The following is a 23,647-nucleotide window of genomic DNA, read 5'->3' as shown; positions in this document are numbered from 1 at the left end:
AAGCCGTCGTTATACTGCAACTGGTGCTTTAATTGCCGGATGTGACTCGTAACCTACAATCTCGATGTCTTCAAATTTGAAGTCGAAAATATCTTTAACTTCTGGATTAAGTTTTAATTGGCAAAGTGGTAATGGCTCACGCGTCAATTGTAGTTTTGCCTGCTCAAAATGGTTGGCATAAAGATGCGTATCGCCACCTGTCCAAACAAAATCACCAACATCTAAGCCACACACTTGAGCAATCATATGAGTGAGTAAGGCATAACTGGCAATATTAAATGGCACGCCTAAGAATACGTCAGCACTACGTTGATAAAGCTGGCATGACAACTTGTTGTCTTGTACAAAGAATTGGAAGAGCGTATGGCAAGGCGGTAAAGCAACTTGTCCAGCCTCATTTGGGTTCCAGCCAGAGACAATTAAACGGCGTGAATTTGGGTTGGTTTTAATTTCATTAATTAACCATTTAATTTGGTCAAAACCATCTTGGTTATAAGTACCATCGGCATTTTTAGTTGCGCCGAAATTACGCCATTGATGGCCATAAACTGGGCCAAGCTCATGTTCTGGGCGGCCGAAACGGGCAGTTTGTTCTGCTGTTGCCCATTCATCCCAAATGGTGACTTTATTGTCTTGTAAGTACTTAACGTTAGTATCGCCTTTTAAGAACCAAAGTAACTCAATCACGATAGAACGAAAGTGAACTTTTTTTGTGGTGAGTAAAGGAAAACCCTTAGAGAGATCAAAACGCATTTGATGACCAAATACAGAACGGGTTCCTGTGCCTGTACGGTCGCCTTTGTCACCGCCATTATCAAGGATATGTTGTAGAAGGTCTAAATATGCACGCATAACACTCTCGAGTTCGGATTAATTTCCATAAAATAAAAGGGGGAGATAGCTCAACGATAAATAATTACGCAATAGAGCTGCTTCATCATGAGCCATTGAAGATGATACCTGTTGTAGCCCAAGATGAAAATCTAAAAATAGTTCTATGACATTTTGATGGATGGAATTAGTCAAAACGCTTGGCACGATTTTGATAAATCGAAACAAGAAAAAATCCAACCAGTACAAAGCCTAAAGCTTGTAGTGTTGCGATCCAATTGTGTTGAGGGGGCAGTAACCACATTATAATAGCAACAATAATGAGAGGGTAAATTCTAAGCAGAAACTGGAGCTTAAGTTTATATGAACTGTGCTCTGGAATTTTTGTTTGTAAATATTGCCCGAAATGAAGCCCGAATCCTAACACGAGACTAAGAACAGTGTAAGTCGGCGATAAAGGCTGTACTTGATTGGCTGCATAAATTGCAGCACAAACGACAATAATGAAGATGAGTTTGATGTGACGCGGTGCGTTATACCAATAAGCCAACATAAAAATGAGCCTATTTGTTAAATAACGATTGGGGTGAAAAAATAAAAGCAGCAAGCGCCATAAATGCGATTCCTTGAACGCCCCAGATCAGTAAGTTAGGCATGGTTTTTACAAAAATAAGTGCAAATAAAAGAGCGATAGGAACCCACGTAAATAGGCGGTAAAGTAAACCAGTCGGGTTACTTTGAGCAAAATGCAATTTAAAGTAACGGCAGATTAAAAAAATAACCCCAGTCCCTGTAAACATTAAAATGGTATCTAAAGGCAATGGTTGATATTGATATAACCCAATACAGATTAAGAGGGTAATAATTAAAATGATTAATTTTTTAAAAGTCGGGACTTGTGTATTAAACCAGAATTCCAGCATGGCGAATCTTCTTTCTTGGGAGATAAAAACTGTAGCATAAAAAAGAGGAGCCGAAACTCCTCTGATTTAGATGTTAACTGTTCTTTTGAGGGCCCCAGTCATAAATTTTCTTTTGGTAGGCATACCACATCATCCAAAGGCCTATCAGTAGCATTGGAACGGTGAGGATTTGTCCTTTGGTCATCCAGCCAAACAAGATGAAACCTTGGTCGGCATCCGGCTGACGGAAGAATTCCATCACAAAGCGTGCAACACCATAACCCATTAAAAATAGGGCAGATACAGCCATACGTGGGCGTGGTTTTGAGCTAAACCACCACAAAATAATAAAGAGTAATAGCCCTTCGCAAAGCGCTTGGTAGATTTGAGAAGGGTGACGAACCAGATGTAATGGATCGGTTGGGAAAATCATTCCGAATGGATAATTCGGATCTGTGACCGCACGACCATATAACTCTCCGCCAATAAAGTTACCAATACGTCCGAACATTAAGCCTGTCGGTACACAAGGGGCAACAAAGTCGAGTGTCTGGAACCATGTTTTTTGATATTTTTTACACCAGAATAGCATTGCGATCATGACGCCTAAGAAGCCGCCGTGGAAGCTCATACCACCTGTCCAGACTTGGAATAACCAGATTGGGTTTTCAAGGAATTTATCAAACTCATAGAAAAGCACATAGCCGATACGTCCGCCGAGTACAACACCTAAGGCGCCGTAAAACACCAGATCGGAAACCATGTCCGATGTCCAGCCATCACGCTGTTTGGCACGGTAGGAAGCAAGCCCCCAAGCACATAAAAATGCCAATAAATACATGAGTCCATACCAATGGACTTGAAGAGGTCCTAGATGTATTGCGACCGGATCGATATTAGGATAGGTCAGCATTGCTGCTCCTTGATCTTACGTTTTGACAGATTGTAGCGGAATGATGTGAAAAATGTTGTACATTCAATGTGTAAACATAGGGAACAAGAATCAATGTGTATTGTGGCTTTAGCATGGCATGTTCTGGATGATATGCCCTTGTGTCTGATTTCAAATCGTGATGAATTTTATCATCGACCAACCGCATTGTTGCATCAATGGGAACATACGCCAATCATTGCAGGGCAAGACTTACAGTCGGGTGGTACTTGGATGGGTGTTACGCCGCAGGGCCGATGGGCTGTGTTAACCAATTTCCGTGATGGACGTGATAAAAAACAATATGAGACCTCTCGTGGTCATTTGGTTCAGGCTTTTTTAGAGTCTGATTTGTTACCGATTCGCTTTGCTCAGCAATTAGAACAACAGCAACAGAACTTTGCTGGTTTTAACCTGTTTATGGGAACTGCTGATCAGGCGGTCTATATGAGTAACCGCGGTGAGGCTCCTCAAGTATTAGCCAACGGCGTATATGTGGTTTCGAATGGTTTAATGTCCGATCACTGGGAAAAAACCAGACATTTACGTACACGTTTTACGCAAGAGTTTTTGCCTATGCATCAGCACAAAACAGAAGAGTTAAGTTTGCAGCATGCAGCGTGGGATATTTTAGAAGATGAGCGTAAGGTCACCACAGCATTGTTGCCAAACACGGGCATTCAGCCGGAAATGGAAGAATTATTGTCATCGACTTTTATTCAAAGCCCCGTATATGGAACACGGTGTTCGAATTTTTTAAGAATGACCAATAATGAATGGATATGGTTGGAAAAGACCCAGCAAGGTGAACATAGTGGTCAAATTGTGCAGCAACAGGTGCTTTTAAACCGTTAGAAAAATGCCGATCAAGTGATCGGCATTTTTTTGGGTAAATCAATTAACCGGCAATAACGCCGCCATCTTTACGGGTAATCACAACAGTTGCTGAGCGTGGGCGCGCAGTTTTATTGCTTGGGTCTTTTTGTGTGGCAGGCCAGTTACTTTCTGGTTTTGCGTAACTTGGTGAATCTTCACCAGGGTGCTGAACATTAATAAAAATTGCTTTGTAGTCAGGAGTCATGGCAATACCAGTAATTTCACATTGCTTTGGTCCGACTAAGAAACGACGTAATGTTGCGTCTGTAACTTTGGCGCCTGTTATGGTCTGCTGACCATTTGAAGTTGTTGCTGTACCACCATCACCGATTTGACCCGGCAGAGCTGCAAGCATCATACAGTTAGTAACATCAGTGTAAGCGCCGTCATCGGTTTCAATCCAGAGAACGCCACGTGGGTCAAACCACATACCATCCGGAGATGAAAAATCATTGTTATCTGTTAAGCCGGATAAGTTGATGTTTGAAGCCATTGCTGCTTCTGCGCCAAATAAATAGATATCCCATTTGAAGGTTTCAGCAGTTGTTTTGTCATCAGTTTCTTTAAAACGGATGATATGACCGTTTACGTTTCCTTTTTGTTCTTTTGTGCCTGCATATAGGTCTGTGTAGTTACGTGGATTGGCTGCATCAGTTGCATAGTCTTTACCACGATTTGAGTTATTGGTGAGTGTGACATAGATTTCACCGTTTACTGGGTTGACCGTACACCATTCTGGGCGGTCCATTTTTGTTGCGCCTACAGAATCTGCTGCTAAGCGTGCAAATGTAACAACGTCTGCCTGTGACTTAAACGGGTAGGTGGTGTTGCTTTCATTTAAGCCATTTTTGCCATAAGCAAGTTCAATCCATTGACCTGAGCCATCGTTATTAAACTTAGCAACATACAATTTGCCTGCATTCATGTATTTGTCGCCAGCTGTATAACCACCGTTTATATCTTTGGTGTCCCACACAGCGGTTGAAACGAATTTATAGATGTATTCACCACGAGAGTCATCACCCATATAAAATGCTAATGGTTGACCTACTACGGCACGGCAAGCACTGTCTTCATGTGCGAAACGGCCTAATGAAGTACGTTTAACCGGATTTTGGCGTCCATCAAATGGATCAATCTCAACCATCCAGCCAAATGTATTTGGCCCATTTCGGTAATCTTGGGTAGCTTGAGCTGCTTTTACATCGGCATTCCAGCGATCATACAAGTCTTGTGACTCTACTTGACCAATTGCTGTTTCCCAGCCGTAACGCGAACTTGTGCCTAAATAAATTTGTCGCCCTTGTTCATCAACGTTAGGGATTAACTCACCATTTTTATCTTTTAAGTAAATGATCTTGCCATCTTTATCTTTTTTAGGTGCACCTTTTTCATCTTTCTCATACAGATAAGGTTCATCTTTTTTAACGCCTAAACCATAACGTTTTAATGCAATTTTTTCTGCATCTGTACGTGCATATTCATCGCTACCCGAACGTTGGAAATAACCAATAAAGTTTTCTTCAGTGGTTAAATAAGTGCCCCAAGGTGTATAACCGTTACCGCAGTTATTATGAGTGCCACGTGTTTGACGTCCAGCAGGTGAGAAGCGAGTTGCAAGCAGGCTTGAACCCGCTGCAGCACCTGCAAACTCCATAACTGTAGAAGCTGTAATACGACGATTAAAAATAGAATTTTTAACAATTTCTACTTTTTGAGTGGTTGGATCTTTTTTAATATGAACTACAGAAACCCCATGTGCATTGGTTTCACGAATGACTTCATCTTCAGGGCGACGTCCATCCACTTTTGTAGGACCTTTGGGATGAAGGAAGGTCTGATTAATATATTCGTGATTCATCACCAACAAACCTTGTGCTGACACAGTCTCGTCAAAGCGGTTTGTTGATGTGTTTAAGCCAAAATAATGCATGCCGTCATGGCAGTCGCCAGAGCGAAACTGGAAGCTTGGGCCAGATGGAATATTATTGTCGTCCCAATCTCCAACTCTTGGATTGATTGAGTCACCTAAAGCGTAGATAACATTGGCTTCATAACCTTCAGGTACAGTCACAATATCATTTAAATTTTTAGCTACGGGCGTAAAAGTGAGTTTTTCCGGTTTTTTATTTGGGTCTACAGGTGTGGTTCCACCATTATTAGAGCCAGAGTCATCATCGTTATCATTACAGCCAGTTAAAGTAGAAGCTAAAGTCAGTGCTACTGCACCGCTTGCTGCTTTGGTGATTAAACTACGACGACTGATGTGTTGTTCTAAAATGTCACGAAAGTGGATATTGTCAGAAGTATTATTGTCCAATTCTTGGTCTTCATGATATGGCGTCAGCTCTGTCATGGGAAATTCCTAAGTTAATAAAGAGATTGTTCTAAAAGTCTTCATGAGCTTAGTTTGTGAATGTGACGAGGCTTTGACGTTTTGATGATAAGTTAATGAAATATTTGACCGTTTAGTGAAAGGTTGAAGGAATTTTATTTTTTTAATGAGACTTTAAAAATAAAAGAAACCTGCATAAAGCAGGCCTCTTTTATAGTGTTGAAAGAAATCATTTCTTCACAACAGATGGTGCAATTGGGTCGGCAGTGATATAGCCAACTGCTGCTGCAAATTTATTACTGTAATTTGTATTAATTGCAGTATCAATTTGAGCGAGTAAATCTGCGCTAATACCAGTACGAACACCATCTTTTTCTTTGTAGAAACGGTTCCATTCGTCACCTGGATGTTGGAAGTTACTCATGATGTAAGTCCAACCGTTTACCTCGTCGACTGCATGTAGACCCGTCGATTCAGCACCTGCCGGTGTAGATAAAATACGGATGAGCTGTTTGGTATCAACGTTATAAGCCCATAAGAAGTTATTTAAGTGGTTACCAGAGTCTTCACCGATAAATAAAGTGCGAAGTTTTTCTGAGAACTTCAAGTTATCAGGGCTAGCAATTTGCTCTGGGTCAGCAGTGTTCCCTAAGCTGTCAAAGCTAATATCTTTACCTTTAATGAGAAGGTTAGATTGGCTAGGTACCCACTCACTATTGATTGCAACATTTGAGCTGTCTTTCTGACCACCAGTTAATGTGTGCTCCAAAATACCACCAGCAGTGATTTTCGGGAATTTAACGTTGTGCTCAGCAAGATAACCGCTACCACCTTCAACCATTGAATCGACAATATTAGCTAAAGCCGAATAAGCTTTTTTATCTGCAATATTTACTGTTGTGCCTTCGTTTTTGGTCAATGCCATTGAAGCACCCATGTAAGCAGCATAACGGTGTGTTTCAAGGAAAGCCGCTGCAAGTTTAGTTCTGTCGCTATTATCTTTAAGCTTGAGATATACACCAGTTTTACTTAAATAAGTAAATTTAAAACCTTGAGCTTCCAATTCTGCTTTTTGGGCAGCTTGTTGTAGTTTTAAACGCTCTTTTGCAGCTTTGGCTAAAGCTTGTTGTTCTGGAGTACCTTTGTCGCCCGCATCAATAGCCTCTTTCTCTGCTGTTGTTGCATCGCTTGGATATTTAGCAATTTGTAGAACTGACTCAAAAATATCAGTTCCTTTAATGCCGCTCTTGATGAGGTTTTCAATCTCGGCACTTGTTGCATGACCAAGTCTGATCCAAGAAATCTGACCAGTCGTTGTATCACTAAGTACTGTTGTATATTTTGCAATGTAGAGTGTACCTGCAGATAAATCTTTCTCCTTATCTGCAACGAACATAAATAGTCCGCCGTTGGTATAGTCATCACCCATTAACACAGTGCGGTTATCAGGGAAAACCTGTACAAGTTCGTGTGAAATACGGCCTAAACAATAGTGCTTTGTAACGCGACCAGTACCATCTGCATTTACGGTAATTTCTGGCAAGTGGCCATAGTTATATGGATTGGCAATGTTTTCATCGCCATATATATTTTTACTGAAGGCTTTAAGTGTTGAAAGTGATTGACCTAATTTTTGGTCAAAAGCATCTGGTTCGTATTCTTCACTAGAAAGATGAGTTCCCCATGGAGATAAACTTGCACCACAAGTAATCCATAGTCCATGTGCACTTGAAGTATCAACGTTATGGTATTTAATTAAAGTTAAGTGACCTGTCTTTGGATCTTGATCTAAAGTTAAAACAGCAATCGGAGATGATAATTTACCGTAAGTATCACCACCATTTTGGTCTTTTGATAGATATTCAAATTGGACCACATGGAACACTGGGTTACCGGATACACCCAATGCTTTCTTGTCAGCATCTGTGAAATCTTTGCCTGTTGCTTGTTTGAAACTAATGAGAGAACTACCATCTGGGCAGTCAGAGAAGAATTGACGTTCTTTACCTGCAACTGATTTATCAATAATTGGCTTATTATTAATATCGTAATAACCACCCGCGATGACTTTTCCTCCTTTACCATCAGGCACTTCTGTACCTGTTAAGAAGAATGGTTTATAAGCGAGTTGGTATTCTGTTTTGCTGCCATCTTCCCATGAAATAGCAAGTTTTGATGCACATGCTGTTGTGGCAATATCTGCTACCGTTGAAGGAGCTGGCATTGATGTGAATGTTGCATTCTTAAAGTTAATTGGCTTTGACGGAGTGACAATAGATGAGTCGTTATCGCTATCGTTACAACCTGCTAACGTTGCTGCCGTAGCCATCGCACCTAATGGAAGAAAAGGGATCCCCGTAAACCATTTTAAAATATCGCGACGTGTTGGGTGGTTAGAAGCAGTGGTCATAATAAATCCGTAACTTTTGTGTGTATATTTGTTGAGTCGATTCTATGGATTGAAAATGACACTTTTCTTACATTTTTAAGTCACTTTGAAGACAGTTTATTGCTTTGTAGATTAAAAAGCGTTCTATATAAAAAAGCCTGAACTTAGAAGTTCAGGCTTTTTTATATTATTTTTATTCAGCAGAATGGGTTTTTCTCTTTTCAAGAATTTTGCCGAAGAGTAAGCCTATTTCGAAAAGTAGCCACATTGGAATTGCTAGCATCACCATCGAAATCGCATCGGGTGGGGTAATAAACATCGCTACAAAGAAGCATCCTACAATAATAAAACGTCGTTTTTCAGCAAGGCTTTGCGTATTTACCACACCAATCAAAATGAGTAGCAAGGTTGCGATAGGGATTTCAAAAGTGACACCAAACACCAAAAATAGCTTTAAGCAGAAGCTTAAATAACTATTAATGTCGGTCATTGGGGCTACTGTTTCAGGTGAAACGCTAATAAAGAAATGTAATATGGCAGGCAGGGTAATGTAATAAGCAAAAGCGACACCTGCATAAAATAAAATAATACTACCGATCAGTAACGGCAGCGCTAAATGACGCTCTTTTTGATAAAGCGCTGGGCGAACAAAAGACCATATTTCATAAAGAATAAATGGCATTGCCAGCATGAGCGCAACAAATAAATTAAGTTTAAATGGCGCCATAAAGGTTGCTGTAACATCCGTTGCAATCATGGAAGATGAGGCAGGAAGTTGTAACCTTAGAGGCTCAGATAATAATTGATAAGTATGATTTCGAAAGGGCAGTAAACAAAAAAATAAGAATAATGTTACCCCTACAATCCTAAATAAATGACGTCTTAAAACCACCAAATGATTCATGATTGGCATTTGGTCTAGGTTTTCTTGACTATTTACAGCGGTTGAAGGCAGTTGGTTCATACGGCAATCTTCAATTCAACAGGAGATGTTTCTGAAATATCAGTTTGAGGAGCCAAAGGCTTAACTTTAGTCAGATACGGCACTTTGTAATGGCCCGATATAGGAGTACATTTCCAAATAGGCTTTTGTGTTGTTTTAGCTGTTTCAGTTGCTTCTAAAGATTCTGAAACCTGCTGTTTTTGTATTTCTTCAAGCTGTTGTTGTACTTTACGTTCCAATGCTTCAATGCGGTTAAGTTCCTCTTGCATTTCTTTGCGGAACTCAGACAGACGTAGCTCCTGATCAATCTCGTTTTGCAGATTCGTAATATAGCGTTTTAGTCGAACATACCAGCGACCTGCAAAGCGTGCAGCTTCCGGAAGCTTCTCTGGACCTAAAACTAAAATTGCAATAATTGCAAAACAGAGTAACTCTGTCATTCCTACATCAAGCATGGGTCAAACCTTTAGCTTTTCACTGATGTGCTTTCAGATGTTTTAACTTGTGCATCAATTGTACGAGGGCTATTTAAAGATGCAGCTTCGTCTTCTTCACGAACTGACTTTTTAAAATCTCTTACTGCACCGCCTACATCTTTACCGATATTTTTTAGCTTAGATGTACCGAACAATAAAATAACGACAATTGCGAAAATAACGACATGCCAAATAGATAAACCAGCCATGATTTTATACCTCTTTTTAGTTCGCTTTATATCAACAGGTTGCCATGACAGGAATGTGACACTTATATTTCATTTTTAAGACAATATTTATAAGTGGCCACTTATGACCAGATTTTTAAAGATATTTTTTGGGAGGATTTTTAAATTTTATTGAGCTTCGTTCTTAGACGAATTTACTTGAAATAGATCATACATTTCAAAATCAAAAGGTGTAGCATAACAGGCTGATTTTGACGAGCGAGAGGAGAGAGCGTGGCATTATTACTGCCTATATTGGCATTTATCACAGGACTTCTACTTGCTCAGACCTCCATTTCAGAAACCATAAAACCTATTCTCTCAGCTTGGCTTGCACGACTCCTGATTCCGATTGTGATTATTTACAACATGGTCTTTTATCAATCGGGAAGCTTGAGCTTAATGCTCTTTAGTTTTGGTTCGGCGTTCATTATTTTCTTTGCTTATTTGGCTTTATTTAAAGACCGCTTATTGGCACTTTGCGTAAGTTATACCAACATGGGGTGGCTTGGTTTTCCTTTCGCTATGGCTTTATTCGGTCCTGAAGCAACTGCTCCAATTGTTGCTTTATATATTGGAATGTCGCTTTTTGGCAATGCTTGGGCTGTGACTGCCGTTACTACGGCACCGCAAAGTAAGCTCAATATATTAAAAAAGGTTTTAACTTCACCACCTTGTATATCGATATTCTGTGCTGTTGTGCTCAGACTTTTAGGGGCCCAACATATCGAAAGCCCTGCTATACATTGGGTTTATGAGGTTGCTAAATTTGCAATGACTTTTGCAGGTATGTGTGTGCTTGGAATGTGGCTGCGCCGTACCAGAGTTTATATAAAAGATTTAATTTACAGTACAAAAGCTCAAGCATTTAAAGTGGCCTGTGGATTTATACTTTGTGGATTAAGTTATAGATTTTTACCGATTTCAAATATAAATCAGCACATCGGTGTAATGTTTTTAATGTTTTGCTTGCCACCAGCAGCCAATATTGTTGCGTTAGAGACACATTATCAAGGGACAGGGAGATCTGCGGCTTATATCGCTTCAGGGACGATTGTGAGTTGTGTGTGTATTGCGATTTATGCGGTGTTTTTACATGTAGCATTATAATTAATTTTAAATTTTCTTCCCCCACATTTACTTGTGCGAAGGCGGCATGGATGCCGCCATGTCACTGCGGTAGCAAGGATGTACCGTCAGTGACATAAATGGTTTTGTTACTTTTGCCAAAACAAAAGTAAGGTATTGCCTATACAAAGCCGAATACTTTCTAACGTGGTATTCAAAGGCTATATGGAAAAAAATTATACTAAACTTTCTCTAAATAACTGCATCGCTTGTCCACGATGACTAATCTTATTTTTTTCTTCTTTAGACAACTCAGCGCTAGAAACTTGTAGCTCAGGCAACCAGAACAGTGGGTCATAACCAAAACCATTTTCACCACGTGGCGCTTCTAAAATTTCACCATGCCAGATGCCTTGGAAAATTTGTGGCAATGGATCTTCCGCATGAGTCACTAAAGCAAGTACGCACACAAACATACCTTCAATCGCTTCACCATTTTTACGAAATGGCAAAAGGTCATTTAATAATTTGGCATTATTCGCTGCATCGTCACCATGTTCTCCAGCATAACGTGCTGAATAAATACCAGGTGCACCCCCTAAAACCGGAACACAAATACCGGAGTCATCAGCCATAGCAGGTTTCCCTGAAATCTTAGAGGCATGACGCGCTTTAATAATGGCATTTTCAATAAAGCTTAAGCCGTCTTCAATGGCGTCGGGAATATTTAGGTGACCCTGAGGAATAATTTCTACAGGCAACTTGAGCTGTTCAAAAAGTTTTTCAAACTCTGCGACTTTACCTTTGTTGTTACTTGCAAGGACTAAAGAGCCCTGATCAAACCAATGTGGGGTAGACATAAGATAACCAAATTTTATAACCAATATTGAACGTGAGCTATGTTACGTGTTTTTTGAAAGGGGATATAGAGCAAAACAAATGGAATATAAATTTAGAAGCTTAAAAAACTAAAACCACCTTATAGGTGATATAAGGTGGTTTTAGTCGAGTAAGTATAAGCTGGATTATTATTGTGCTTGAATCCATTTATCCGCGCGGTCACGTGCCATACGGATTTGCTCTTGAGTTAAGTTTGCAGCAAGAGCCGTCTTTTTACCTTCAGATAAGCTAATCACTTTATTGTCGAGCATGCCATCACGAGTTGAAAGTTCATACCACTGGTAAGCACCTACGTAGTTTTTCTTTTGCTCTTCCATCATCGCAAGGTTGTAGCTTGCACGGTTATCGCCGTTACTTGCCGCTTTTTCGAAATATTTACGAGCCATAGCTTCGTCTTTCTTAACGCCAATACCATCAGCATACATACGGCCAACATTTAATTGCGCAGGTGAAAGACCTTGATCAGCAGCAGCTTTAAACCATGCAAATGCTTGTTTATCGTCTTTTGCTACATCTTTGCCGTATTGATAACGTGTACCAAGATAAAACTGTGCTCCAGCTTGACCCGCTTGAGCAGCTTTTTGAAGGTCATGAATCCCCATTGTGGAGAAGCGCGCAGCTTGGCTCGCAACCGATTGTGGCTGGGCGATATAATCTGCATGAGCCTGCATACTTAGCAGTCCTGCAATTAGTGTGCTAAATAATGTCTTTTTCATAGTGCACTCACTCGATAAATAGCGACTTCACCAAACAAATTCGGAACATGTTTGCTTAACAGGCTTCCCTGCTGGTTTCCATTGACGGCGAGTCGATTAATAATTTGTATTTGATTTTCCGCACATAGTGCTTCGAAATCTTTAAACGTACATAAATGAATGTTGGGGGTGTTATACCACATATATGGTAGAGCATCCGATACAGGCATCATCCCTTTTAATGCTAGAAAAGAGCGAGTCTTCCAGTGTGCAAAGTTTGGAAAAGTGATAATGGCCTGTTTACCCACACGCACCATGTCTCTTAATAAAACATCGGGTGCATCTACGGCTTGCAAAGCCTGTGCCATAACCACATAGTCAAAAGACTGGTCGGCAAAACGGCTTAAACCGAGATTCAAATCTTGTTGAATAATATTTAACCCGCGACTGACGGCAATTGCAATCTTTTCTTGATCAATTTCTAAACCATAAGCACGAATTTGATGCTTTTGGCTCATATGAGCGAGTAATTCACCGTCACCACACCCTAAATCGAGTACGCTAGAGCCGGGTTTAATCCACTTTTCTGCCAGTTGTTGATCAATACGCATTAGCTTGCCTCCAGTGATGTCGATTTTAAATGTTCTTCACCGCCTAAGAAAGCGCGCAGTGTTTTGACATACAGTGGAATCGGGAATAAGAACGAGTCATGACCTTGTTCAGCATCAATATCAAGATAACTTACCGGTTTATGATTGGTAATGAGTGCATCTACAATTTCTTGTGAGCGACTTGGTGCAAAACGCCAGTCAGTGGTGAATGAGACAATCAGGAACTGGCATTTGGTTTTACTCATCGCTTCTGTAAGCGAGTGACCGTACTCACGCGATGGATCAAAATAATCCAAAGCTTTGGTCATAATGAGATAAGTATTGGCATCAAAGTTACGACTGAACTGTTCACCTTGATAACGGAGATAACTTTCGACCTGAAACTCGACATCAAAACCGTACATAAACTTGCCGGATTTTAAATCACGACCAAATTTTTGTTTCATGGCTTCTTCAGAAAGATAGGTAATATGGCCAACCATACGAGCCAAAATTAGACCACGCTTCGGATAGCTATCATTTTCCAAATAACGACCATGATGGAAGTCCGGGTCAGACAGAATTGATTGACGTGCCACTTCGTTAAACGCAATATTTTGTGCTGAAAGCTTTGGCGCACTGGCAATAACGACACATTTTTGTAAACGGTCAGGGTAGTCTACCGACCATTGTAACGCCTGCATGCCACCCAAAGAACCGCCGACCACCGCATACCAGACACTTATTCCTAAGCGGTCAGAAAGCATGGCTTGAGTTTTGACCCAGTCACGGACCGTTACTAACGGGAAATCTGGACCATAGGGACGATTGTCATTTTCCGGATTTGGTGAAGTTGGACCGGTTGATCCACTACATCCGCCAATATTATTAAGCGCAACTACAAAAAATTTATTTGTGTCGATTGCCTTGCCCGGGCCAATACAGCTATCCCACCATCCAGCTTTTTTATCATCTTCATGGTGATAACCTGCTGCATGATGATGTCCGGAAAGGGCATGACAGATTAAAATCGCATTTGATTTATCTGCATTTAAAGTGCCGTAAGTTTCAACCATTAACTCAAAGCGCGGTAAAACACGGCCACATTCAAGATGTAAGGGTTCTTCAAATTGGAACTTTTGCGGAGTGACTAACCCCACTGAGTCAGCTGGAAAAGACACGGGAACATTTCGCCTTTTAAATCTTTCAGGAATAAAAAGAAAGGATACCAAGCTAGGTATCCTTTCCAAAGTCTTTTTTTTAATTAAACAGCGGCGGCAACAACCTGATCTGTACTTAAAACACCTTGATCAATCAAACGGTTGGTACATGCAATAATAGCTTCAATAGATGAAGTGACTGTGTTGTCGTGAACACCTGCACCAAATGAGCCTCTGCCTGTACCTTTCACTTGAAGTTCAATTAAGGTTAATGCTTTGGCATTTGCACCTGAACTAATACTGCGTTCTTCGTAGTTCAATACATCAATTGGTAATTGAAGTGCATTTAAGAATGCAGAGATAGGACCATTACCTTCGCCACGTAATTGTTGAGTTTCACCTTCAACATCAATCTCAAGTTCAATAATTTGAGTACCATTAATGTCAGATAACTTATAGTTTTTGACCGTGTAATGATGGTTTTTCACTTCAACATACGTGTCTTTAAATAAAGTCCAGATTTGTTTAGCACTAATCTCTGTACCATTCTCATCAGTATATTGTTGAACAACCTGACTAAATTCGATTTGTAAACGACGAGGCAATACAACGTTATAGTTTGATTCTAATAAGTAAGCGATACCGCCTTTACCAGACTGACTATTTACACGAATGACAGCATCATAGTCGCGGCCCAAATCTTTCGGGTCGATTGGTAAGTAAGGCATATCCCAGATTTCTTCGTTTTTCTGGTATTCAAAGCCTTTTTTGATTGCGTCCTGATGCGAACCAGAGAATGCAGTAAATACCAAGTCACCTGCATATGGATGACGAGGGTGTACAGGTAAACCAGTACATTCTTCAACCGTTGCAATGACTTCATTAATATTAGAGAAATCTAATTCTGGTGCTACACCTTGGGTGTACATGTTCAATGCAATTGCAGCAACGTCAACGTTACCGGTACGTTCGCCATTACCAAATACGCAGCCTTCAACACGGTCGGCACCTGCCATAATGGCAAGTTCTGATGCAGCAATACCACAGCCACGGTCATTGTGACAATGAACAGAAATAATGACGCCATCACGACGTGCCAAATTACGATGCATCCATTCGATTTGGTCTGCATAAACATTTGGTGTGGAAACTTCGACAGTCGCAGGTAAGTTCAAAATAACTTTATGATCTGGGCGTGCATCCCAAATTTCTGTAACCGCATCACAGACTTCTTTTGCTACTTCTAATTCAGTTGCAGAGAAGCATTCTGGGCTATACTGGAAAATCCAATCAGTTTCAGGATATTGCGCAGCATATTCTTTCACTTTCTGAGCTGCATTCACCGCCAACTGTTTTGCGCCATTAACATCTACATTCAACACTTTTTGACGGAAAGTTGGAGAGTTAGAGTTATAAATATGCACAATTGCGCGCTTAGCACCTGCTAAAGCTTCGAAAGTACGCTCAATTAAATGGTCACGTGCCTGAACCAATACTTCAATGTATACATCATCAGGAATATGATTTTCTTCGATCAACATACGAGTAAAATCGAAGTCAATTTGAGACGCAGAAGGGAAGCCGATTTCAATATGTTTAAAACCGATTTTTACAAGCATTTTGAACATTTTGAACTTTTGTTCCATGTTCATCGGTTCAAAAATTGCTTGGTTACCATCACGTAAATCCGTGCTCATCCAGATTGGCGCTTTTGTAATTTCATTATTTGGCCATTGGCGGTCTGGTAAATCGACTCGCTGGTACATACGGTGGTATTTTTTGCTAGGGTCAGCCAACATCATGAGAAAACTCCTTATCTCGTAGCACGGTTGCGTCAAGTATCGTGTGAAAGGCAACGTCTACAGTTATATATGGTATCTAATACAGAAAAATTAAAGGGAATTTGAAAAGGTCTGCTCTAAAATACAGACAAAAATTTATACGCGCGCGAGGCGCAGCATCAGGAGTTCGAGATGATGTCTTGCTTGAGTAGGCTGGGCAAACAAGTAATTCGTTTTCATCTATAGACCATGAAATAGTAAGTTTGGTGGTTTGCAAATATGCTTATTGTTTAGATATACCACATCTAAACGATGATTACACGTTGTGCAAAAGTCTTATAGAGATTTTAATTTCAGTGTTTAGAAAATAATTTTCTAATTTTCCATTGTTTTATGTTTTGTTGAAAATAATTTTCATTATTTTGCCTTATTGAGGTAAAAATAATTAATTAGCTCAAATAAGGCAAAAATAAATAGTGTTACAGTTCAGCCCATTTACGCATGAGATTATGGTAAAGGTTAGTCAGTTTAATTACTTCACTATGATTATCACCCAGTTGCATTCTTAGGTTTTGTACCGTTTGATCTAAGTTAAAAAGCATATGTCGCTCGGCGTCATCACGAACCATACTTTGCACCCAGAAAAAAGAAGCAATACGGCAGCCAGAAGTAATTGCAGTCACTTCATGTAAGCTGGTGGATGGATATAAAATCATATCTCCTGCTGGGAGTTTCACTTCGTGATAACCATAAGTGTCTTCTACGACCAGATCACCACCTTCATATTCTTCAGGTTCGCTTAAAAATAAAGTGCATGACAAATCAGTTCTAAGCCGTTCATTTGTACCACGTATGCGTCGGATAGAATTATCTACATGGAAACCAAAAGACTCCTGATTCTCATAACGATTAAAAAGAGGAGGGATGATATCAAGTGGAATTGCAGCAGATAAAAATAAAGGGTGTGTGCCTAGTGCCTCAAGAATAATATTGCTGAGATGGTGAGTAAGAGGGTGATCTTCAGGTAGCTGCTGATTGCGTTTTACAGTTGCAGAGAGTGTACCAGCGGTTACTTTGCCATTGACCCATTCAATTTTATCCATTTCATTACGAAAATATTGGACCTGCTCTTTACTCAAGACATTGGGAATATGATGGATCACGGTGATACCTGCGAGTAATAATAGTAGAAAATTAAAATAGCCTCTAACAAGAGAGGCTATTTTATATTATAAACCATAAAAATATTATGGGATTCTAGGTTAACTTAGTATTTAAAGTTAACTGCTAGAACTGCACTACGGCCTTCTGCTTCTGTTGCATAGTGAGAAGCGTAAGCTTTAGTGAAATAGCGCTTATCAGATAGGTTGTTGATATTTAATTGAAGATCAACATTTTTATTTACGTTGTAACGTGCCATCGCATCGTAACGTACGTAAGATGGAACCCATTTAGTATTTGCTACATCACCATATACTTTGTCAGAGTAAACAGCGCCAGCGCCTACCGTCAATTGTGGAAGTACTCTATAGGTAGTCCATAACGTAGCAGCTTGCTTAGGTACGTTTGGCATTTGGTTGCCATTATAAATGGATTGGTCAGTACATTTTCCGCTACGGCAAGATTTACCATTTTTGGTTAGTTCACTGTCTAAATAAGTATAGCCAGCTGAAATGTTCCATTTATCAGTAATTTCACCATTTAAGCCTAATTCAAAACCATCAACTTTACTTTCACCTACATTTGCATAAGTAGTTGGGTCGATTTGTACACGTGTATTTTGTTTTTCAGTACGGAAAATAGCAGCTGTTAAATTTAGGTGGTTATCTAGGAAATCCCATTTCGTACCGATTTCAAATGTTTGTGCCTCTTCGGGATCAATCATTTGATTATTGGCATTAATTGTTTCGCTATTATCCCCCCAACCTGCATTTAAGCCGACTGGACTAGCTGAGGTTGCATAGCTTGTATAAATTGAGCCATTCTCTGTTGGTTTAAATGTAATGCCCGCTTGATAGGTCACGAAATCTGAATCATTTTTTGCTGTATAGGCCGCTGCACTAGAAGTGGCTAAGAAGTTTTGTTCAGCTTCAAACTTATCCCAACGTAGGCCAAGATCTAATAACCATTTTGGTGTGATCTCAATATTGTCGAGTAAGTAGACAGAAGTACTTTCTACAGTTGCATCAAAGTCTGGGCGTGCTTGTAAACGGTCAACAAATGGCTTTTGAGTTGGACCATTGAGCGAAGTACACCAATTTGTTGATAAGTCTGAACAATCGCTATAGAAGCCAGTACTAGAAACATTACCTTTGGCATCAATAATGTTATAGCCGCCTTTATCAGTTTTTTGTTTGCTGTACTCTGCTCCTACATTAAATCTGTGCTTTAAGAAGCCAGTATCAAATTTACCTGTAAGTGCTAATTGATCGGTAAATGTCTCACTATCTGTAATAGCTGAGTTCAAACGATGCCAAACAAGACCTTTGCCAACATTACCTTTTGAGTCATCTGGGTTTGTCCAGACATAATCATTTTTTGATTTGGCATACATGGCCGTATTAGTAATAGTTATATTGTCGGTAAGGTCGTGTTCTAATTTAATTGTACCGATGTGATTTTCTTGCTTTTGAAAATCTCGATCTTTCCAGCCGTAATATGTACCTTGTTTGACTTCAGCCGGTTTACCTTGAGCTTTTCCAAGAGATGAATCCCAATAAGGAATACCTGAATCAGGTTTATCATCAGTTTGTAAATAATAGTAGCTCAAAGTTGCACGTGTCGGTGTATCTAAGCCAAAAGTAATACTTGGTGCAATACCAACACGTTTATATTCAGCCCCATTACTTTGGCCAGCCTTTTCATTTTGATGTCCCAAAACAGCTACACGTGCTGCAATGCCATTTCCAAAGTCTTTATTACCATCTAAAGTGATACGTTGGTAGTTATCAGTACCAGCGGCTACTGAGCCTTCTAGAAAATCACCCTTTTTAGCTACCTTGGAAATCATATTGATGCTGCCACCAACTGAACCTGCACCACCCATTGCTGATGCAGAACCTTTGGTTACCTCTACTTGCTCGACCGCAAACATTTCACGGTTTTGTGAGGTAGAGTTGCGGATACCATCAATATACATAGAGCTTTCTGAACTATAACCACGGATGAAAGGTCGATCACCATTCGGATTACCGCCTTCACCTGCACCTAAAGTAATGCCAGGAACAGTACGCAATGCATCTGCTAAAGTTGTTACTTTTGTATCTTCTATAAGTTGTTTTGAGATAACTGATACTGATTTAGGAGTATCTAGAAGGGGAGCAACAAATTTAGAGTTTGCTGATTGATCAACCTTTAAAGATTCTTCTTGAGTCGCTTTAGTATGAATAGTTGGTAATTGCGAAACTGCTTCTTGCGCCATCGCAGTTGTTGCTATCATCGAGAGCGATGAGGCGATTGCAGAGGAAACAATTTTTTTACGTGTTCTAATCAATGACATGACTTTCAGGACTTAAATATAAACGTTATGCGAATAATAATAATTCTTATTTATATGTACAGTTTGTGTTAATTGGATTTGCCGATAGAATTGTGAAGGAAATGTGAAAGTTTTAATCACTTTTAGTTGCAAATTGGCCCTAATTATTTGATTAAACTTAACTGTTTGGAAAATCGATAACTTTATTAAAATTAATTGTAATTTTAGATTTGTAAAGAATAGTTAAAAAATTACTTTTGCTTAACGTTGCATTAAAAAAAATTAAAAAATCATAAAATTACTGTGAAATTTCCTAAAAATACGTCCTTCAATTTTATGATCTGATCGGTTAATTTTGTATATCTTGAAAGTTGTCATATAATACAGCACTTTTTTAAAAACTGTTCCTACTAACTAATTTTTATCGAGGAAGCCATGCAAGTAACGACTGAAGCGGTTTCGGGCGTTGCCCGTCGTTTAAATGTTTCTGTACCGACGAGCCGTATTAACGAGCAATTTGAAGCTCGTTTGAAGCGCACTGCCAAAACTGTGAAGATCAACGGCTTCCGTCCGGGCAAAGTACCTGCAAACGTTGTTCGCCGCGAATACGGTGCAAGTATTTATCAAGAAGTTGTGAATGACATCATTCGTGACAGCGTATTTGAAGCAATTCAACAAGAAAAAATCAATGCGGTAGGTATGCCGAACATTGAGAAAGTTGAACATAAAGAAGATGCTTTAGTTTTTGAAGCAACTGTAGAAGTTTATCCTGAAGTTGAAGTAAAAGCATTTGACGGTTTGGAAGTTGAACGTAAAACAGCTGAAATTAAAGACGCTGACGTTGACACCATGATCGAAAACTTGCAAAAGCAACGTCAAACTTGGGCTGTAACCAAGGGTATGGCGAAAAAAGACATGCAAGTGACTTTTGACTTTGAAGGTTCTATCGACGGTGAGAAGTTCGAAGGCGGTTCTGCTGAAGACTTTAAACTTGTGTTAGGTTCAGGCCGTATGATTCCTGGCTTCGAAGACGGTATCATTGGCATGAAAGCTGGTGAAGAGAAAGTTATTGATGTAACTTTCCCTGAAGATTACCAAGCTGAAAACTTAGCGGGTAAAGCAGCTCAGTTCAAAATCACTGTGAAGCAAGTTGAAAAGCCTAAACTTCCAGAGATTGATGCTGAATTCTTAAAAATCTTCGGTGTTTCTGAAGAAGAAGGCATTGAAAAATTAAAAGCTGACGTTCGTAAAAACATGGAACGTGAAGTTCGCAATGGTTTACGTAACCAAGTTAAACAAGCTGCATTTGATGCTCTTGTTGCTGCTAACGAAATTGAAGTTCCAGCTGCAATGGTTGCTCAAGAAATTGACCGTCAACGTCAACAAATGGTTCAACAGTTCACTCAACAATTTGGTGGTGCAGGCGCGCAATCTTTTGACAAGAGCATGCTTCCTGACGAATTGTTCAAAGAACAAGCAGAACGTTCTGTTAAGCTTGGCGTATTGGTAAGCAAAGTATTAGCTGATGCTAAACTTGAAGTTGACCAAGCACGTGTTGATGCTTACATCGACGACATGGCTTCTTCTTATGAAGATCCAACTGAAGTGATTGAATACTTCAAAAATGATGCTCAACAACGCGCTCAAATTGAAGCTGTTGTGTTAGAAGATCAAGTTGTTGATCACATCTTAGCTTCTGCTAAAGTGACTGACAAAGCAGTATCTTATGAAGATTTATTGAAAGAACAACAAGCTCGCCGTATGGGCTAATCTTTTGAGAAGTCAGGAAAAGGCGCTTTAGGCGCCTTTTTCATTTTTAGGTATATGGTTAATTTGAGTACGTCTTAAGTACTTAGGTATAAATAATATAATATTTCAGTGCGAACCTTTTGCAATTTGAGAAATTATCCCGCATATTGTTGCCATAGGTTAAGTCACAAAAAATTTAGGAATAAATAACGTATGTATGTTCCAACAATTGAAAATGCTTTAGTTCCTGTTGTGGTTGAACAATCTTCTCGCGGCGAACGTTCTTTTGATATTTATTCACGACTTTTACGTGAGCGCGTCATTTTTCTAACTGGTGAAGTTGAAGACAACATGGCAAATTTAATTGTTGCCCAAATGTTGTTCTTGGAAGCTGAAAACCCAGATAAAGATATCCATCTTTATATTAACTCGCCAGGCGGTTCGGTCACTGCTGGTATGGCGATTTATGACACGATGCAATTTATTAAACCTGATGTAGTGACATACTGTATGGGGCAGGCTGCATCTATGGGCGCATTCTTATTAAATGCTGGTGCTAAAGGTAAACGCTATTGCCTTGAAAATGCACGTGTAATGATTCACCAACCATTAGGTGGATTCCGTGGTCAAGCATCAGATATTGAAATTCATGCTCGTGAAATTCTATTTATTAAAGAGCGCTTGAACCGTTTGATGGCAGAACACAGTGGTCAAGACTATGACACGATTGCTCGTGATACCGATCGTGATAACTTTATGACTGCACAAGCAGCAAAAGAATATGGCTTGGTCGATCAGGTATTAAGTAAGCGTCCATAAGGGAAAATATTAAGTGGCTTGAGTTGTTGGAAAACGCCTCCATATAGTCATTTAACCCTATCGCTTGCCCTCATATTTAAGATTCTATTTGTGGAGAGAATATGTCCGAACATCCTCAAGGACAAAAACATTGTTCATTTTGCGGTAAAACGCAGTCTGAAGTCGGGAAACTGATTGCGGGCGAGGACGCATATATTTGTAATGAGTGTGTAGATGTCTGCTTAGACCTTGTACAAACCAGCCAACAGGTTGAAGCAGGTGACTGGGCGAGCAAGGCATTGCCAAAACCACATGAAATACGTGCTGCGCTTGATCAATATGTGATTGGTCAGGATCTTGCCAAAAAGACATTATCTGTTGCCGTTTATAACCATTATAAGCGTTTGAAAGTCGGGCAATCTGGTCATGTGTCTAAAGATGTGGAAATTGCTAAAAGTAACATTCTACTGATTGGGCCTACCGGTTCAGGTAAAACATTACTTGCTCAAACATTGGCTCGTTTGTTAGATGTGCCGTTTGCAATGGCAGATGCGACTACTTTGACTGAAGCGGGTTATGTTGGCGAAGACGTTGAAAATATCGTACAAAAGCTTTTGCAAAAAGCAGATTACGATGTAGAAAAAGCTCAAAAGGGCATTATCTACATTGATGAAATCGACAAGATTACACGTAAATCTGAAAATCCGTCGATTACTCGTGACGTGTCTGGTGAAGGTGTACAACAAGCTTTGCTTAAGATGATTGAAGGTACGGTAGCCTCAATTCCACCACAAGGTGGACGTAAGCATCCACAGCAAGAGTTCATTCAAATTGATACCTCAAATATTCTATTTATTTGTGGTGGTGCGTTTGCTGGACTGGAAAAAATTGTACAACAGCGTCAAGAGAAAGGCGGAATTGGCTTTACAGCTGATGTTAAAAACAAAGATGAAACCAAAAAACTTGCTGAATTATTCCGTCAAGTTGAGCCAACTGATTTAGTTAAATTTGGTTTAATTCCAGAATTCATTGGCCGTTTACCAGTGATTGCAACGCTTGAAGAGCTTGATGAAGAAGCGTTAATGCAAATTTTGACTGAACCGAAAAATGCATTAACTCGTCAGTATCAATACCTGTTCAATATGGAAAATGTTGACCTCGTATTTGAAGATTCAGCTTTACGTGCAGTGGCTAAGCGAGCGCTTGAGCGTAATACCGGAGCTCGTGGCCTACGTTCGATTTTGGAAAATGTTCTACTTGAAACGATGTATGACTTGCCAAGCCGTACAGATGTAGGAACAGTTTTCATTAATGAAGCAGTTATTAATGGTGAAGCTGAACCTGTCTACAAGTCAGAACGTCAGCCTAAAGAAGCTGTAACACATGAAAGTGTTGCTAAGGCAGATTTAAAAGTAATTGATTCGAAGTCTGCTTAGATTTCATTCATCTAAAAAGCATGAATTGCCTCGGTGATTCATGCTTTTTTTGTTTTCAATTCATGTAGGTGGTGTTAATCTA

The 23,647-nt window shown here is 39.7% G+C and carries 21 protein-coding genes; 5 read left to right on the top strand and 16 right to left on the bottom strand.

Going from position 1 to position 23,647, the window contains the following annotated elements; translation table 11 throughout:
• Window positions 1-9: 9 nt before the first annotated feature.
• The 4 genes from thyA to lgt form a co-directional block, all read right to left on the bottom strand.
• Window positions 10-852 (bottom strand): thymidylate synthase, encoded by an 843-nt coding sequence (gene thyA / locus R5R67_RS00620; protein WP_001203166.1) that lies wholly within the window; start codon window positions 850-852, stop codon window positions 10-12.
• 166 nt (window positions 853-1,018) lie between these two features.
• Complete coding sequence (locus R5R67_RS00615; protein WP_000881941.1) at window positions 1,019-1,384, bottom strand: hypothetical protein; 366 nt, start codon at window positions 1,382-1,384, stop codon at window positions 1,019-1,021.
• A gap of 10 nt (window positions 1,385-1,394) precedes the next feature.
• Window positions 1,395-1,754, bottom strand: a complete 360-nt coding sequence (locus R5R67_RS00610) for a hypothetical protein (protein ID WP_000889270.1) — start codon at window positions 1,752-1,754, stop codon at window positions 1,395-1,397.
• A gap of 73 nt (window positions 1,755-1,827) precedes the next feature.
• Window positions 1,828-2,646 (bottom strand): prolipoprotein diacylglyceryl transferase, encoded by an 819-nt coding sequence (gene lgt, locus R5R67_RS00605; protein WP_000959085.1) that lies wholly within the window; start codon window positions 2,644-2,646, stop codon window positions 1,828-1,830.
• Between the two features lie 93 nt (window positions 2,647-2,739).
• Here lgt and R5R67_RS00600 point away from each other — a divergent pair, with 93 nt between their 5' ends.
• The gene (locus R5R67_RS00600; RefSeq protein ID WP_000335019.1) at window positions 2,740-3,519 is read left to right on the top strand and encodes an NRDE family protein; all 780 of its coding nucleotides are present in this window, start codon (window positions 2,740-2,742) and stop codon (window positions 3,517-3,519) included.
• Window positions 3,520-3,562: 43 nt separating this feature from the next.
• Here R5R67_RS00600 and R5R67_RS00595 read toward each other — a convergent pair whose 3' ends face one another.
• The 5 genes from R5R67_RS00595 to R5R67_RS00575 form a co-directional block, all read right to left on the bottom strand.
• Complete coding sequence (locus R5R67_RS00595; protein WP_000137995.1) at window positions 3,563-5,896, bottom strand: PhoX family protein; 2,334 nt, start codon at window positions 5,894-5,896, stop codon at window positions 3,563-3,565.
• 208 nt (window positions 5,897-6,104) lie between these two features.
• Window positions 6,105-8,285, bottom strand: coding sequence for a PhoX family protein (locus R5R67_RS00590; protein WP_000205450.1), 2,181 nt, complete (start codon window positions 8,283-8,285; stop codon window positions 6,105-6,107).
• Window positions 8,286-8,457: 172 nt separating this feature from the next.
• Window positions 8,458-9,228, bottom strand: coding sequence for a twin-arginine translocase subunit TatC (tatC, locus tag R5R67_RS00585; protein ID WP_001072722.1), 771 nt, complete (start codon window positions 9,226-9,228; stop codon window positions 8,458-8,460).
• The gene (tatB, locus tag R5R67_RS00580; RefSeq protein WP_000887763.1) at window positions 9,225-9,662 is read right to left on the bottom strand and encodes a Sec-independent protein translocase protein TatB; all 438 of its coding nucleotides are present in this window, start codon (window positions 9,660-9,662) and stop codon (window positions 9,225-9,227) included. The genes tatC and tatB overlap by 4 nt, the downstream gene beginning before the upstream one ends.
• An 11-nt stretch (window positions 9,663-9,673) precedes the next feature.
• Window positions 9,674-9,892, bottom strand: a complete 219-nt coding sequence (locus R5R67_RS00575; RefSeq protein WP_000908081.1) for a Sec-independent protein translocase subunit TatA — start codon at window positions 9,890-9,892, stop codon at window positions 9,674-9,676.
• Window positions 9,893-10,144: 252 nt separating this feature from the next.
• Here R5R67_RS00575 and R5R67_RS00570 point away from each other — a divergent pair, with 252 nt between their 5' ends.
• Window positions 10,145-11,020 carry an AEC family transporter gene (locus R5R67_RS00570; protein WP_001196391.1) on the top strand — a complete coding sequence of 292 codons (876 nt, stop codon included), beginning with the start codon at window positions 10,145-10,147 and terminating at the stop codon, window positions 11,018-11,020.
• Between the two features lie 194 nt (window positions 11,021-11,214).
• Here the strand turns inward: R5R67_RS00570 and rdgB are convergent, their stop codons facing one another.
• The 7 genes from rdgB to R5R67_RS00535 form a co-directional block, all read right to left on the bottom strand.
• Window positions 11,215-11,838, bottom strand: a complete 624-nt coding sequence (rdgB, locus tag R5R67_RS00565) for an RdgB/HAM1 family non-canonical purine NTP pyrophosphatase (protein WP_000106709.1) — start codon at window positions 11,836-11,838, stop codon at window positions 11,215-11,217.
• Window positions 11,839-12,006: 168 nt separating this feature from the next.
• Window positions 12,007-12,594: a tetratricopeptide repeat protein gene (locus R5R67_RS00560; protein WP_000751692.1), complete on the bottom strand. Its 588-nt coding sequence runs from the start codon at window positions 12,592-12,594 to the stop codon at window positions 12,007-12,009.
• On the bottom strand, window positions 12,591-13,184 hold the full coding sequence (gene metW / locus R5R67_RS00555) for a methionine biosynthesis protein MetW (RefSeq protein ID WP_001217230.1): 594 nt from the start codon (window positions 13,182-13,184) through the stop codon (window positions 12,591-12,593). The genes R5R67_RS00560 and metW overlap by 4 nt, the downstream gene beginning before the upstream one ends.
• Entirely contained in the window at window positions 13,184-14,344 is a 1,161-nt protein-coding gene (metX, locus tag R5R67_RS00550; protein WP_000009640.1) for a homoserine O-succinyltransferase MetX, read from the bottom strand. The genes metW and metX overlap by 1 nt, the downstream gene beginning before the upstream one ends.
• A gap of 83 nt (window positions 14,345-14,427) precedes the next feature.
• Window positions 14,428-16,125 (bottom strand): 2-isopropylmalate synthase, encoded by a 1,698-nt coding sequence (gene leuA / locus R5R67_RS00545; protein ID WP_000978836.1) that lies wholly within the window; start codon window positions 16,123-16,125, stop codon window positions 14,428-14,430.
• A 458-nt stretch (window positions 16,126-16,583) separates the two neighbouring features.
• The gene (locus tag R5R67_RS00540) at window positions 16,584-17,267 is read right to left on the bottom strand and encodes a Fe2+-dependent dioxygenase (protein WP_001984475.1); all 684 of its coding nucleotides are present in this window, start codon (window positions 17,265-17,267) and stop codon (window positions 16,584-16,586) included.
• A gap of 104 nt (window positions 17,268-17,371) precedes the next feature.
• Window positions 17,372-19,603 carry a TonB-dependent receptor gene (locus tag R5R67_RS00535; protein ID WP_005135841.1) on the bottom strand — a complete coding sequence of 744 codons (2,232 nt, stop codon included), beginning with the start codon at window positions 19,601-19,603 and terminating at the stop codon, window positions 17,372-17,374.
• A gap of 414 nt (window positions 19,604-20,017) precedes the next feature.
• On the opposite strand from R5R67_RS00535, the gene tig reads away from it, so the two are divergent.
• From tig to clpX, 3 genes are all read left to right on the top strand, one after another.
• Window positions 20,018-21,352, top strand: coding sequence for a trigger factor (gene tig, locus R5R67_RS00530; RefSeq protein ID WP_001198432.1), 1,335 nt, complete (start codon window positions 20,018-20,020; stop codon window positions 21,350-21,352).
• Window positions 21,353-21,544: 192 nt separating this feature from the next.
• On the top strand, window positions 21,545-22,150 hold the full coding sequence (clpP, locus tag R5R67_RS00525; protein WP_000289452.1) for an ATP-dependent Clp endopeptidase proteolytic subunit ClpP: 606 nt from the start codon (window positions 21,545-21,547) through the stop codon (window positions 22,148-22,150).
• Between the two features lie 101 nt (window positions 22,151-22,251).
• Window positions 22,252-23,565 (top strand): ATP-dependent Clp protease ATP-binding subunit ClpX, encoded by a 1,314-nt coding sequence (gene clpX / locus R5R67_RS00520; protein WP_001289250.1) that lies wholly within the window; start codon window positions 22,252-22,254, stop codon window positions 23,563-23,565.
• Window positions 23,566-23,647: the final 82 nt, after the last annotated feature.

The sequence above is a fragment of the Acinetobacter sp. OYA S30 genome, assembly GCF_033599315.1.
Lineage (GTDB): Bacteria > Pseudomonadota > Gammaproteobacteria > Pseudomonadales > Moraxellaceae > Acinetobacter > Acinetobacter baumannii.
Note: the sequence above shows the minus strand (reverse complement) of the source record. Positions and strands in the feature narration are given on the sequence as shown.

Coding starts and splice junctions, on each gene's coding strand:
- thyA (WP_001203166.1), bottom strand. CDS start 852: ATGCGTGCATATTTAGACCTTCTACAACATATCCTTGATAATGGCGGT.
- R5R67_RS00615 (WP_000881941.1), bottom strand. CDS start 1,384: ATGTTGGCTTATTGGTATAACGCACCGCGTCACATCAAACTCATCTTC.
- R5R67_RS00610 (WP_000889270.1), bottom strand. CDS start 1,754: ATGCTGGAATTCTGGTTTAATACACAAGTCCCGACTTTTAAAAAATTA.
- lgt (WP_000959085.1), bottom strand. CDS start 2,646: ATGCTGACCTATCCTAATATCGATCCGGTCGCAATACATCTAGGACCT.
- R5R67_RS00600 (WP_000335019.1), top strand. CDS start 2,740: ATGTGTATTGTGGCTTTAGCATGGCATGTTCTGGATGATATGCCCTTG.
- R5R67_RS00595 (WP_000137995.1), bottom strand. CDS start 5,896: ATGACAGAGCTGACGCCATATCATGAAGACCAAGAATTGGACAATAAT.
- R5R67_RS00590 (WP_000205450.1), bottom strand. CDS start 8,285: ATGACCACTGCTTCTAACCACCCAACACGTCGCGATATTTTAAAATGG.
- tatC (WP_001072722.1), bottom strand. CDS start 9,228: ATGAACCAACTGCCTTCAACCGCTGTAAATAGTCAAGAAAACCTAGAC.
- tatB (WP_000887763.1), bottom strand. CDS start 9,662: ATGCTTGATGTAGGAATGACAGAGTTACTCTGTTTTGCAATTATTGCA.
- R5R67_RS00575 (WP_000908081.1), bottom strand. CDS start 9,892: ATGGCTGGTTTATCTATTTGGCATGTCGTTATTTTCGCAATTGTCGTT.
- rdgB (WP_000106709.1), bottom strand. CDS start 11,838: ATGTCTACCCCACATTGGTTTGATCAGGGCTCTTTAGTCCTTGCAAGT.
- R5R67_RS00560 (WP_000751692.1), bottom strand. CDS start 12,594: ATGAAAAAGACATTATTTAGCACACTAATTGCAGGACTGCTAAGTATG.
- metW (WP_001217230.1), bottom strand. CDS start 13,184: ATGCGTATTGATCAACAACTGGCAGAAAAGTGGATTAAACCCGGCTCT.
- leuA (WP_000978836.1), bottom strand. CDS start 16,125: ATGATGTTGGCTGACCCTAGCAAAAAATACCACCGTATGTACCAGCGA.
- R5R67_RS00535 (WP_005135841.1), bottom strand. CDS start 19,603: ATGTCATTGATTAGAACACGTAAAAAAATTGTTTCCTCTGCAATCGCC.
- tig (WP_001198432.1), top strand. CDS start 20,018: ATGCAAGTAACGACTGAAGCGGTTTCGGGCGTTGCCCGTCGTTTAAAT.
- clpP (WP_000289452.1), top strand. CDS start 21,545: ATGTATGTTCCAACAATTGAAAATGCTTTAGTTCCTGTTGTGGTTGAA.
- clpX (WP_001289250.1), top strand. CDS start 22,252: ATGTCCGAACATCCTCAAGGACAAAAACATTGTTCATTTTGCGGTAAA.